The organism is Pseudomonas sp. UYEF17, assembly GCF_040546125.1.
In the GTDB taxonomy this organism is placed as follows: Bacteria; Pseudomonadota; Gammaproteobacteria; order Pseudomonadales; family Pseudomonadaceae; genus Aquipseudomonas; species Aquipseudomonas putida_Z.
The window spans coordinates 366,557-378,946 of record NZ_JBEPNE010000002.1 but is presented as its reverse complement, the minus strand read 5'-3'; the positions used below and the strand labels follow the sequence as shown (position 1 = coordinate 378,946).

The 12,390-nt window shown below is 62.2% G+C and carries 9 protein-coding genes; 5 read left to right on the top strand and 4 right to left on the bottom strand.

Annotated elements, in window-relative coordinates; genetic code table 11:
• The first annotated feature begins 137 nt into the window (after positions 1 to 137).
• Positions 138 to 1,337 carry a sodium/glutamate symporter gene (gltS, locus tag ABIB24_RS04580; RefSeq protein WP_137163066.1) on the top strand — a complete coding sequence of 400 codons (1,200 nt, stop codon included), beginning with the start codon at positions 138 to 140 and terminating at the stop codon, positions 1,335 to 1,337.
• Here the strand turns inward: gltS and ABIB24_RS04575 are convergent.
• From ABIB24_RS04575 to ABIB24_RS04560, 4 genes are all read right to left on the bottom strand, one after another.
• Positions 1,334 to 1,966 carry a response regulator gene (locus ABIB24_RS04575; RefSeq protein ID WP_025337849.1) on the bottom strand — a complete coding sequence of 211 codons (633 nt, stop codon included), beginning with the start codon at positions 1,964 to 1,966 and terminating at the stop codon, positions 1,334 to 1,336. The two genes, gltS and ABIB24_RS04575, sit on opposite strands and share 4 nt — an antisense overlap.
• A 32-nt stretch (positions 1,967 to 1,998) precedes the next feature.
• Entirely contained in the window at positions 1,999 to 3,345 is a 1,347-nt protein-coding gene (locus tag ABIB24_RS04570; protein ID WP_025337848.1) for a cache domain-containing protein, read from the bottom strand.
• A 108-nt stretch (positions 3,346 to 3,453) separates the two neighbouring features.
• Positions 3,454 to 3,657: a YbdD/YjiX family protein gene (locus ABIB24_RS04565; protein WP_003257949.1), complete on the bottom strand. Its 204-nt coding sequence runs from the start codon at positions 3,655 to 3,657 to the stop codon at positions 3,454 to 3,456.
• A gap of 13 nt (positions 3,658 to 3,670) precedes the next feature.
• Positions 3,671 to 5,728, bottom strand: coding sequence for a carbon starvation CstA family protein (locus tag ABIB24_RS04560; protein ID WP_025337847.1), 2,058 nt, complete (start codon positions 5,726 to 5,728; stop codon positions 3,671 to 3,673).
• Between the two features lie 473 nt (positions 5,729 to 6,201).
• On the opposite strand from ABIB24_RS04560, the gene gcvH reads away from it, so the two are divergent.
• From gcvH to gcvT, 4 genes are all read left to right on the top strand, one after another.
• Positions 6,202 to 6,585, top strand: a complete 384-nt coding sequence (gene gcvH, locus ABIB24_RS04555; RefSeq protein ID WP_137163065.1) for a glycine cleavage system protein GcvH — start codon at positions 6,202 to 6,204, stop codon at positions 6,583 to 6,585.
• A gap of 11 nt (positions 6,586 to 6,596) precedes the next feature.
• Positions 6,597 to 9,452 (top strand): aminomethyl-transferring glycine dehydrogenase, encoded by a 2,856-nt coding sequence (gcvP, locus tag ABIB24_RS04550; RefSeq protein ID WP_085616775.1) that lies wholly within the window; start codon positions 6,597 to 6,599, stop codon positions 9,450 to 9,452.
• A 153-nt stretch (positions 9,453 to 9,605) separates the two neighbouring features.
• Complete coding sequence (locus ABIB24_RS04545) at positions 9,606 to 10,982, top strand: L-serine ammonia-lyase (protein WP_137163064.1); 1,377 nt, start codon at positions 9,606 to 9,608, stop codon at positions 10,980 to 10,982.
• 27 nt (positions 10,983 to 11,009) lie between these two features.
• Complete coding sequence (gcvT, locus tag ABIB24_RS04540; protein WP_137163063.1) at positions 11,010 to 12,131, top strand: glycine cleavage system aminomethyltransferase GcvT; 1,122 nt, start codon at positions 11,010 to 11,012, stop codon at positions 12,129 to 12,131.
• The last annotated feature ends 259 nt before the right edge of the window (positions 12,132 to 12,390 follow it).

The following is a 12,390-nucleotide window of genomic DNA, read 5'->3' as shown; positions in this document are numbered from 1 at the left end:
AGGCTTTTCCTACGCCAGTGAAAGATACTCTCCCACGGATGCCTCGTAGAATGGTGACAGTGTATTCCCACCTGTCACCCCACTTGTCCGCCCCATAGCGGGAAGTGGTCCGCTACTGGATATAACGAGAGCACCTGATGTTTGAACTCGATTTTTACGGGACGCTTGTAGCCGCCTCTTTGGTACTGTTATTGGGGCGCGGCCTGGTCGCGCGTATTGGTTTCCTGCGCACTTACAATATTCCGGAACCTGTCGCTGGCGGCCTGGTAGTGGCCTTGGCGTTCCTGGCGTTGCGCAGTTTCGATATCCACGTGCAATTCGATACTTCACTGCAAACCCCTCTGATGCTGGCGTTCTTCGCCACCATTGGTTTGAGTGCAGACTTCGCCAGCCTGAAAAAAGGTGGCCGCGTGGTTACCGTGTTCCTGCTGGTGGTAACCGGTTTGCTGCTGGTCCAGAACGCGATGGGCATCGGCCTGGCAACGGCACTGGGGCTCGACCCGCTGATGGGCCTGCTGGCTGGCTCCATCACCTTGTCCGGCGGCCACGGCACTGGTGCTGCTTGGGGGGCCACTTTCACCGAAAAGTTTGGCCTGGCCTCGGCCTCCGAACTGGCAATGGCATCAGCTACCTTCGGCCTGGTACTGGGTGGCCTGATTGGTGGCCCGGTCGCCCGGTTGCTGATCAAGCGGGTAACGACACCTGGTATCGAAGAAGCAGCACCACAACTGCCCAAAGGTTTCGAACAACCGGACAAAGAGCGCCTGATTACACCGTTTTCATTTATCGAAACATTGGCGCTGATCGCTGTCAGTTTGCTCGCAGGCTCGTTACTTAACGGTTTGCTGAAAGGCACTGCACTTGAACTGCCAACGTTCGTTTGCGTGCTGTTCGTGGGCGTGGTGTTGCGAAACGGCCTTTCGGCGCTCGGCTTTTATCAAGTTTTCGAACGGGAAGTCTCGGTCTTGGGCAATGTGAGCTTGTCGTTATTCCTGGCCATTGCCTTGATGTCGCTCAAGTTGTGGGACCTTTCAGCGCTGGCATTACCGTTCTTTGCATTGCTCGCCGCACAGACATTGGTCATGGCACTGTTCGCGATATTCGTCACGTTCCGGGTCATGGGCCGCAACTATGATGCAGCGGTACTGGCTGCCGGGCACTGTGGTTTCGGCCTGGGCGCAACGCCGACGGCAATCGCCAACATGCAAGCGGTGACCCAGCGCTACGGAGCCTCGCGCATTGCCTTCCTGGTGGTGCCGATGGTGGGGGCGTTCTTCATCGACATCATCAATGTCATCGTCATCAAGCTGTATCTGGCGCTGCCCTGGTTTGCCTAGATCGAAATCAGGCCGTGTTCCAGCGCGTATTTCACCAGTGCCGCAGGCGTATCGATGTTGAGCTTGCGCCTGATGCTCAGCCGGTAGGTTTCTACTGTTCGGACACTGATATCCAGCTCTCGGGCCATTTTCTTGTTGTTGTGCCCCTTGGCGATCATTGACAGCACTTGCAGTTCACGAGGTGTCAGCTCGTGCTCGTCCCGGTTGCTCCCGGCGAGCTTGCGAGTGATTTCCGAGCTGTAGAAGCGTCCTCCCGCAGCAATGGCCTCGATGGCCGCGATAAGCTCTGCGGAGGGCGCATTCTTCAGCACGTAACCTAGCGCTCCGGAACTGATTGAGGTGCGCACGTACTCCTGGTTGTCGTACATGCTCAGCATGAGGATCCTGATATCCGGGTAGAGTTCGCGCAGCCTGCGCGTGAGCTCCAACCCATTCATGTCCTGAAGCCCTACATCGACCAGGAGGATGTCCAGTTCGGTACTCGCTACCAGCTCGATTGCCTGGGCCGCTGACTCGGCCTGGCCGACCACCTCGAAATGCGGGATCGCGCACAGCAGGGCCTTGACGCCATCACGCACAAGGACATGGTCGTCGACCAGGGCGATTCTGACCGGATGGGTTACGCTCATGGGGGCCTCGAGGGTTGGAGTGGCAAAGCTGCTCAGCTGATCGTAACCGGTATCTGCACTTGTAGTTCGGTACGGCCGTAAGAGGATGCGATGTTGACGCTACCCGAGTGGTGCTCCACTCGTTCGCGAATGTTCCTCAGGCCGATACCGTGGCATTCGTCTGCTGCGCGGGTATCGAACCCTACCCCGTTGTCCTCGACACGCAACACGATCATGCCCTGCTGTTGCGTGACGGAAACGATCGCTGCAGTGGCCTTGGCATGACGCTCCACGTTCGCCAGGGCCTCTTGAATGATGCGGAACAGCGTCAACCTGAGGCTGGTATCGATGTCCGCCGCATCCATTTCACATTCATACTGAGTGTGAATCGAAGTACGTTGCTCGAACTCACTGACATGTTGCTCGATGGCCGGCGACAACCCCAACGTGTCCAGAAGCGAGGGGCGCAGATCATGGGAAATACGGCGTATCTCACCGATCGCCGCGCCAAGTCTGCAAGTACCTTTGCGCAGGTTTTCCAGGCCCTCGCTTCGGCCGTTGGCCAGTTCGATGGCGGCCAGCTCATACTGGAACTTGATCGACACCAGCTCCTGGCTGATCCCGTCATGCAGTTCACGCGAAACCCGCGAGCGCTCCTCCTCCTGCAGGTTCACGATCCGCTGGTTGAGTGTGGAAAGCTTACGGTCCGCCAGGCGATGTTCACTGACGTTCAGCATCAGGCCACCGGTAAAAATCACCAGTACGGCAATCAACGAAAACGAGGCGATCGCCAGAACCGTGGTCAGTACCCCGGTAGCGACTTCTTGCCGAGACTTGCGGGTCGCCACCTCCACATCGTCGATGTATATGCCTGTGCCAAGCATCCAGCCCCAGCGGTCCAGCATCACGACATATGACAGTTTCCCGGTAATCTGCCCGGAAGAAGGCTTCTGCCAGTCGTACAGCTGGTATCCATCGCCCTCCCTGGCGCTCTTGAGTAGCGCCTGGATGACCGGTAGCCCGTTCTTGTCGGTCAGCGTAATGAGTTGCTTGCCAACCAGCTCGGACTGCCTCGGGTGCATCAGGTTCTTGCCCTGCTGGTCGTACACGAAGAAGTAGCCGTCGAGGCCGAAGTTGGCTTGGGACAGGATCTCCAGTGCACGCTGCCGAGTTGCTTCATCATCGGTGCTGCCTTCATACAACGGCGCGATGAGGCTCATCGCCAGGCCCAGGTAGTTTTTCAACTCGGCCTTCTTTGCTGCCATGATGCTGCTTTCAACCAGGCGTGCCTGTTCCTCCTCCAGCTTGCGGCTCTGGGCAAACACGAGGACACAGATGAACAGGACCGAAAGGACGAGTGGAAGCACACTGAGGGTGACGATCTTGTGCTTGAGTTGCATGGTCATTTCCAATGCAGGAGCGGGCCGGCAACAGCACTATGCCTGCTGCCGGCCTTCCAATGCGAGAGCACCACGATGAACGTTGCGCCTGCCGGGGCTTGTCAGCGCTCAGCAGCAACGAACAGGGCGTCCCTTCCCACCACCGTAACGTGCCTCCTGTCGCTCCCGGAAAAACGCCTCGTAGGACATCAGCGGCTTTTCCGGGTGCTTGAGCTGCATGTGCTCCACATAGGCGTCGTAGTCTGGCATGCCGACCAGCATCCGGGCGGCTTGCCCCAGGTACTTACCCATCTTGCTCAGGTCATTGAACATTCCGGGCGCCCTCTCAGGCGTCCGGCTGTGGCTGGAACGGTGATTCCTTGTCGGTGCGCTCGGGCATTACCCAGGCACGGCGCCCAACCTTCACGGCAAAACAAAGAATGCTCAGGACCACCAACAGGAACAGTGCTGTCAGCGTCGCGTTGGTATAGGCATTGAACACAACGTGCTGCATTTGCATCAGATCCTTCGCAGGCGCCAGTACCTGGCCTGCGGCGGCAGCATCACTGTACTTCTTGGCAAGCGCCAGGAAGCCCATCGAGGGGTCCTTGTCCAGCAGCTTGATAAGACCGGCCGTAGTGGTGCAGATCAGCAGCCAGACGGCTGGAATCAAGGTAACCCAGACGTATCGCTGACGCTTCATGCGGATAAGCACCACACAGCCGAGCATGAGCGCGATCCCGGCCAGCATCTGGTTGGAGATGCCGAACAGCGGCCAGAGGGTATTGATGCCACCCAGCGGGTCGATCACCCCTTGGTACAGCAGCCAGCCCCACATGGCCACGCAACCTGCGGTAGCGATGAGGTTCGCTGTCCAGGAGTCGGTCTTCTTCAGAGCCGGCACGAAATTGCCGAGCAGGTCCTGCAGCATGAAGCGTCCCGCACGGGTGCCGGCATCGACGGCAGTGAGGATGAACAGTGCCTCGAAGAGAATTGCAAAGTGGTACCAGAACGCCATGGTGTTCTCGCCTGGCAGCGCCTGGTGCAGGATCTGGGCAATCCCCACGGCCAAGGTCGGCGCTCCACCGGCGCGAGCCAGGATGGTGTGCTCGCCAATGTCGGCGGCAGTCTGTTGCAGGATTTCCGGCGTTATGGTGAAGCCCCAGCTGCTCACGGTAGCCGCCACGGTCGCGACATCGCCACCCACCACGGCGGCCGGGCTGTTCATGGCGAAGTAGATCCCAGGTTCGATGACCGATGCCGCGACAATGGCCATGATCGCGACAAAGGACTCCATCAGCATCGCGCCGTAGCCGATGTAACGGGCATGACTTTCATTGGCCAACAGCTTGGGTGTGGTACCCGAGCTGATCAACGCGTGGAAGCCAGACACCGCGCCGCAAGCCACGGTAATGAACAGGAAGGGGAACAGGGCGCCCTTCCAGACCGGGCCCGTGCCATCGATGAAGTGGGTAACGGCTGGCATTTTCAGGTCGGGGGCGATGACCAGGATGCCGATTGCCAGGGCGACGATGGTCCCGATCTTGAGGAAGGTCGAAAGGTAGTCCCGTGGCGCCAGGATCAGCCATACGGGCAGTACCGCGGCAACGAAGCCATAGCCGATGAGCATCCAGGTAATCTGCAACCCGGTGAAGGTGAAGGCAGGCCCCCAGACTGGGTCGGCGGCGACCAGGCCACCGCACCAGATGGACGCCAGCAGCAGGACCACGCCGATCACGGAGATCTCACCGATACGCCCTGGGCGCAGGTAGCGCATGTAGACGCCCATGAACACTGCAATCGGCAACGTGGCCATTACCGTGAACATGCCCCAGGGGCTCTCCGCCAGCGCCTTGACCACGATCAGCGACAACACCGCGAGGATGATGATCATGATCAGGAAGGCACCGAACAAGGCGATGGTACCAGGGATGGAGCCCATCTCTTCGCGTACCAGTTCGCCCAGGGAGCGACCGTTGCGACGGGTGGAGATGAACAGCACCATGAAGTCCTGGACAGCACCCGCCAGGACCACACCGGCGATCAGCCAGAGCGTGCCGGGCAGGTAGCCCATTTGTGCGGCGAGCACCGGGCCAACCAAAGGGCCCGCGCCGGCAATGGCAGCAAAGTGGTGCCCGAAGAGAATGTGCTTGTTGGTCGGTACGTAGTCCAGGCCGTCGTTGTTGAGCACGGCGGGCGTGGCGCGTGCGGCGTCCAGTTGCATCACCTTGTTGGCGATGAACAGGCTGTAGTAACGGTAGGCAATGAGGTAGATGGCAACTGCTGCGGTCACGATCCAGAGGGCGTTGATGGCTTCGCCCCTGCGCAGGGCAAGCGTGCCCAGCGCAAATGCACCAAGCAAGGCAACGGCAAACCAGGCAATTCGGGTAGCCAGTGTGGTCATCGAATTTTCTCCTGTCGCGGGTGGTAAACCTGCGACGGCTTTTGTTGTTGTATGTGTCCGGATAAGGACGGCGACACTTTCGCCATCCCGGGTCCACAAGAAAATTCGCAGTACTACGGGCGCGATCTACGTAGAACTACGTAGACCGGGCATCGCAAAAAGGACTGCCTGAAGGGCTGGCGGCTGTAACTCGCGCCCTGCAGGCAGGTCCGTATCGATTTCAATACGCCGTATTCAAATCAATACACATCCATTCGGATACGGCTGTGCAAGGGTTTGATCCCCAAACCCTTTTTCATCCCCCTCCCGCTGTAGCGTTTTCATTCCACAAGTATGACAAACTGAATACGCAAAATAATTAACATATTGATTTATAACGTTTTTTAACGATTGGCCGCATTTTTGCTAAGGGAATCCCAACCCCAAGAGCGCGGAGCCACTGCGCCTAACGCCCTGCTTCCCGAGGATTCCCCATGAGCGAGTTGCGTTTCACTGAAGATCACGAATGGCTGCGCGTCGAAGCCGATGGCAGCGTCACCGTGGGCATCACCGCCTACGCCCAGAACGCCCTTGGCGATGTGGTTTTCGTGCAACTGCCAGAGTTGCAGCAGTATGAGAAAGGCAGCGAAGCGTCCACCGTCGAATCGGTCAAGGCCGCCAGCGGTGTGTACATGCCCCTCACCGGCGAAGTGGTCCAGATCAACGACCAACTCGAAGACAGCCCGGAACTGGTCAACGAAGACCCGATGGGCCAAGGCTGGTTCTTCCGCTTCATTCCCGCCGACGCCAGCGCCGTGGCCGCCCTGCTCGACCAGGACGCCTACGACCGCCTGATCAAAGCCAACGACGACGCCTGAGGAACCCCGCCATGACCATCAACCTCGGCACCGCCAACGAATTCATCGCCCGCCACATCGGCCCGCGCGCCGCTGACGAGCAGGCCATGCTGGCCGCCCTCGGCTTCGACTCGCTGGAAGCCATGACCGCCGCGGTCATTCCCGACAGCATCAAAGGCACCAGCGTGCTCGGCTCGCACGACGGCCAGAGCGAAGCCGACGCGCTTGCCGCGCTCAAGGCCATCGCCGGCAAGAACCAGCTGTTCAAGAGCTACATCGGCCAGGGCTACTACAACACCCACACTCCGGCACCAATCCTGCGCAACCTGCTGGAAAACCCGGCCTGGTACACCGCCTATACCCCGTACCAGCCAGAAATCTCCCAGGGCCGCCTGGAAGCGCTGCTGAACTTCCAGACCCTGATCAGCGACCTGACCGGCCTGCCGATCGCCAACGCCTCCCTGCTCGACGAAGCCACCGCTGCGGCCGAGGCCATGACCTTCTGCAAGCGCCTGTCGAAGAACAAGGCCAGCCACGCCTTCTTCGCCTCCGTGCACTGCCACCCGCAAACCCTCGACGTGCTGCGCACCCGTGCCGAGCCGCTGGGCATCGAGATCGTGGTCGGCGACGAGCGCGAGCTGGGCGATGTCAGCGCCTTCTTCGGCGCCCTGCTGCAGTACCCGGCCAGCAACGGTGAAGTGTTCGACTACCGCGAAGTGGTCGAGCGCTTCCACGCCGCCAACGCCCTGGTCGCCGTGGCCGCCGACCTGCTGGCCCTGACCCTGCTGACCCCGCCGGGCGAGTTCGGCGCCGACGTGGCCATCGGCAGCGCCCAGCGCTTCGGCGTGCCACTGGGCTTCGGTGGCCCGCACGCGGCCTACTTCTCCACCCGTGACGCGTTCAAGCGCGACATGCCGGGCCGCCTGGTCGGCGTGTCGATCGACCGCTTCGGCAAGACCGCCCTGCGCCTGGCCATGCAGACCCGCGAGCAGCACATCCGCCGCGAAAAGGCCACCAGCAACATCTGCACCGCCCAGGTACTGCTGGCCAACATCGCCAGCATGTTCGCCGTATACCACGGCCCGGCCGGCCTCAAGCGCATCGCCGAACGTACCCATGCGCTGACCGCGATCCTGGCCGCCGGCCTGAAGACGCTGGGCGTGCAGGTGGTGGGCGCCAGCGCCTTCGACACCCTGACCCTGGCCACCGGCAGTGCCACTGCCAGCCTGCATGACAAGGCGCGCGCCCAGGGCATCAACCTGCGCCAGATCGACGCCGCCCACGTGGGCCTGTCGCTGGACGAAACCAGTAGCCAGGCCGATGTCGAGGCCCTGTGGCAGCTGATCGGTGGCGACCAGGCCCAGCCGGACTTCAACGCCCTGGCCGCCAGCACCGGCTCGCTGCTGCCTGCCGCCCTGCTGCGCCAGTCGGCCATCCTCGCGCACCCGGTATTCAACCGCTACCACAGCGAAACCGAGCTGATGCGCTACCTGCGCCGCCTGGCCGACAAGGACCTGGCGCTGGACCGCAGCATGATCCCGCTGGGCTCGTGCACCATGAAGCTGAACGCCGCCAGCGAAATGATCCCGGTCACCTGGGCCGAGTTCGGCAATCTGCACCCGTTCGCCCCGGCCGAGCAGAGCCAGGGCTACCTGCAGATGACCACCGAGCTGGAAGCCATGCTCTGCGCCGCCACCGGCTATGACGCCGTGTCGCTGCAGCCCAACGCCGGTTCCCAGGGCGAGTACGCAGGCCTGCTGGCCATACGCGCCTACCACCGCAGCCGTGGCGAAGGCCACCGCGACATCTGCCTGATCCCGTCGTCGGCCCACGGCACCAACCCGGCAACCGCGCACATGGCCGGCATGCGCGTGGTGGTCACCGCCTGTGATGCCCGCGGCAACGTCGATGTCGAGGACCTGCGCGCCAAGGCCATCGAGCACCGCGAGCGCCTGGCCGCGATCATGATCACCTACCCGTCGACCCACGGCGTGTTCGAGGAAGCGATCGGCGAAATCTGCGCGATCATCCACGACAACGGTGGCCAGGTGTACATCGACGGCGCCAACATGAACGCCATGGTCGGCCTGTGCGCCCCGGGCAAGTTCGGCGGCGACGTATCCCACCTGAACCTGCACAAGACCTTCTGCATCCCGCACGGCGGTGGCGGCCCGGGCGTCGGCCCGATCGGCGTCAAGTCGCATCTGGCGCCGTTCCTGCCCGGCCACGCGCAGCTGGAAAACACCGAGGGCGCGGTTTGTGCCGCGCCGTTCGGCAGCGCCAGCATCCTGCCGATCACCTGGATGTACATCCGCATGATGGGCGGTGCCGGCCTCAAGCGTGCCTCGCAGATGGCGATCCTCAACGCCAACTACATCGCCCGTCGCCTGGAAGAGCACTATCCTGTTCTGTATACCGGCGGCAATGGCCTGGTGGCCCACGAGTGCATCCTCGACCTGCGCCCGCTGAAGGACACCAGCGGCATCAGCGTCGACGACGTGGCCAAGCGCCTGATCGACTTCGGCTTCCACGCCCCGACCATGTCCTTCCCGGTGGCGGGCACGCTGATGATCGAACCGACCGAAAGCGAGTCCAAGGAAGAACTGGACCGCTTCTGCGACGCGATGATCCAGATCCGCGAAGAAATTCGCGCGGTCGAGAACGGTAGCCTGGACAAGGACGACAACCCGCTGAAGAACGCCCCGCACACTGCGGCCGAGCTGGTTGGCGAATGGGCCCATGGCTACAGCCGCGAGCAGGCGGTGTACCCGCTGCCGAGCCTGGTGGAAGGCAAGTACTGGCCGCCGGTCGGCCGGGTCGACAACGTGTTCGGCGACCGCAACCTGGTGTGCGCCTGCCCGTCGATCGAGAGCTATCAGGACGCCTGATAGCCCTCGGGCCCGCCACCTGACTCGAGGTGTGGTCCACTGTGGGAGCGGGCGTGCCCGCGAATGCGATGTTGGCTTCAACGACGCATTCGCGGGCGCGCCCGCTCCCACAGGGTTCAGCGTTTGCCCAATATTCCTGGCTGGAGGTCCACCATGTCTTTGAGCGTCTTCGACCTGTTCAAGATCGGCATCGGCCCCTCCAGCTCGCACACGGTCGGCCCGATGCGCGCCGCCGCGCGTTTCGCCGAAGGACTGCGCCGTGATGGCCTGCTTGCCCGCACGGTCAGCGTCAAGGCCGAGCTGTACGGCTCGCTCGGCGCCACCGGCAAGGGCCACGGCAGCGACAAGGCCGTGCTGCTGGGCCTTGAAGGCGAACACCCCGATGTCATCGACACCGACACCATCCCTGCCCGCCTGCTGGCCATCCGCGACAGCGGTCGGCTGAACCTGCTCGGCGAGCACAGCATCGCGTTCATCGAAAAGCAGCACCTGGCGATGATTCGCAAGCCGCTGGACTACCACCCAAACGGCATGATCTTCCGCGCCTTCGACGAGGCCGGCCTGCAAATCCGCAGCCGCGAGTACTACTCGGTGGGCGGCGGTTTCGTGGTCGACCAGGACGCTGCCGGCCACGACCGCATCGTCGAGGACAGCACACCGCTGACCTACCCGTTCAAGACCGCCAAGGAGCTGCTCGGCCATTGCACCGGGCAAAACCTGTCGATCAGCCAGGTAATGCTGGCCAACGAGGCGGCCTGGCGCCCCGAGGCGGAAACCCGTGCCGGGCTGCTGCGCATCTGGCAAGTGATGCAGGACTGCGTCGAAGCCGGTTGCCAGCATGAAGGCATCCTGCCGGGCGGGCTCAAGGTCAAGCGCCGAGCGCCGGCGTTGTACCGCCAACTGAGCCGCAACCCGGAAGCCAGCCTGCGCGATGCCCTGTCGGTACTCGACTGGGTCAACCTCTATGCCCTGGCAGTGAACGAGGAAAACGCCTACGGCGGGCGTGTGGTCACCGCGCCGACCAACGGCGCGGCGGGCATTGTTCCGGCGGTGCTGCATTACTACATGCGCTTCGTACCGGGAGCCAACGAGGACGGGGTGGTGCGGTTTCTGCTCACCGCCGCGGCCATCGGCATCCTGTACAAGGAAAACGCCTCCATCTCCGGCGCCGAAGTAGGCTGCCAGGGCGAGGTCGGCGTGGCCTGCTCGATGGCCGCCGGGGCGCTGTGCGAGGTGATGGGCGGCACCGTGCAGCAGGTGGAGAACGCTGCCGAAATCGGCATGGAACACAACCTGGGCCTGACCTGCGACCCGATTGGCGGGCTGGTCCAGGTGCCTTGCATCGAGCGCAACGCCATGGGCTCGGTGAAGGCGATCAACGCGGTGCGCATGGCCTTGCGCGGCGACGGGCAGCACTACGTGTCGCTCGACAAGGTCATCCGCACCATGCGCCAGACCGGCGCCGACATGAAAAGCAAATACAAAGAGACCGCCCGTGGCGGCCTGGCCGTCAACATCATCGAATGTTGACCCGACAACAACAGCAAGGAGTCACCGATGTCCGAAACACTGCTCAAGACCCCACTGCACGCCCTGCACCTGGAACTGGGTGCGCGCATGGTGCCGTTCGCCGGCTATGACATGCCGGTGCAGTACCCGTTGGGCGTGCTCAAGGAACACTTGCACACCCGCGAGCAGGCCGGCCTGTTCGATGTCTCGCACATGGGCCAGATCACCCTGCGCGGCAGCGATGCCGCCAAGGCCCTGGAAAGCCTGGTGCCGGTGGATATCATCGACCTGCCGGTGGGCATGCAGCGCTATGCCATGTTCACCAATGAGCAAGGCGGCATCCTCGACGACCTGATGGTCGCCAACCTGGGCGACGACACGCTGTTCCTGGTGGTCAACGCCGCCTGCAAGGACCAGGACCTGGCCCACCTGCAAGCGCACATCGGTAGCCGTTGCGAGGTGCAGCCGCTGTTCGAGCAGCGCGCTCTGCTGGCCCTGCAAGGCCCGGCGGCGGTCAAGGTGCTGGAGCGCCTGGCCCCGGAAGTGGCCGGCATGACCTTCATGCAGTTCCGCCCGGTGAAAGTGCTGGGTGAAGACTGCTTCGTCAGCCGCTCGGGCTACACCGGCGAAGACGGCTACGAAATCTCGGTACCGGTACATGCCGCCGAAGCCCTGGCCCGCCGCCTGCTGGCCGAGCCCGAAGTACAGCCGATCGGCCTGGGTGCGCGTGACTCGCTGCGCCTGGAAGCCGGCCTGTGCCTGTATGGCCACGACATGAACACCGAAACCACGCCGGTGGAAGCCAGCCTGTTGTGGGCAATTTCCAAGGTTCGCCGTGCCGATGGCGCGCGTGCCGCCGGTTTCCCGGGTGCCGAGGCCATCTTCGCTCATCAGCGCGATGGTGTGGCGCGCAAACGTGTGGGCCTGTTGCCGCAGGAGCGTACCCCAGTACGTGAAGGCGCGGATATTGTCGATGCAAACGATAAACCTGTAGGCAAAGTGTGCAGCGGCGGCTTTGGCCCGACACTCGGTGCACCTGTAGCAATGGGTTATATCGATAGTGAACATAGCGCTATCGACACCTCACTGTTTGCCCTGGTGCGCGGCAAGAAGGTTGCCTTGAAAGTCAGCAAAATGCCTTTCGTGGCACAACGTTACTACCGGGGCTGAAGCCGCTTTGTGAAGGTTGCGGGCAGGTTCGACATATTCGTTTTCGAACCTGTCCAATAACTTTTGAACATGGCGCCAGGCCAGGCGCCATGCCGTTTCCGACAAATCGGTCGGTTATCGGCAAACGGCCGATTTTCCATACGACCAAGGGCTTGTTTTTCGCTCGGGAGTTGGCGTAGAGTCACTGCACTGTGTTTGCATGGGTCGCAACAGTTCGTGACCTGGGCCAGTAGCCGCAATCTGCTACAACCCGTTCGAC

What these genes read in the sequence shown, in the direction of transcription:
- gltS (WP_137163066.1), top strand. Translation starts at nt 138, where the DNA reads ATGTTTGAACTCGATTTTTACGGGACGCTTGTAGCCGCCTCTTTGGTA.
- gcvP (WP_085616775.1), top strand. Translation starts at nt 6,597, where the DNA reads ATGACCATCAACCTCGGCACCGCCAACGAATTCATCGCCCGCCACATC.
- ABIB24_RS04545 (WP_137163064.1), top strand. Translation starts at nt 9,606, where the DNA reads ATGTCTTTGAGCGTCTTCGACCTGTTCAAGATCGGCATCGGCCCCTCC.
- ABIB24_RS04565 (WP_003257949.1), bottom strand. Translation starts at nt 3,657, where the DNA reads ATGTTCAATGACCTGAGCAAGATGGGTAAGTACCTGGGGCAAGCCGCC.
- gcvH (WP_137163065.1), top strand. Translation starts at nt 6,202, where the DNA reads ATGAGCGAGTTGCGTTTCACTGAAGATCACGAATGGCTGCGCGTCGAA.
- ABIB24_RS04570 (WP_025337848.1), bottom strand. Translation starts at nt 3,345, where the DNA reads ATGCAACTCAAGCACAAGATCGTCACCCTCAGTGTGCTTCCACTCGTC.
- gcvT (WP_137163063.1), top strand. Translation starts at nt 11,010, where the DNA reads ATGTCCGAAACACTGCTCAAGACCCCACTGCACGCCCTGCACCTGGAA.
- ABIB24_RS04575 (WP_025337849.1), bottom strand. Translation starts at nt 1,966, where the DNA reads ATGAGCGTAACCCATCCGGTCAGAATCGCCCTGGTCGACGACCATGTC.
- ABIB24_RS04560 (WP_025337847.1), bottom strand. Translation starts at nt 5,728, where the DNA reads ATGACCACACTGGCTACCCGAATTGCCTGGTTTGCCGTTGCCTTGCTT.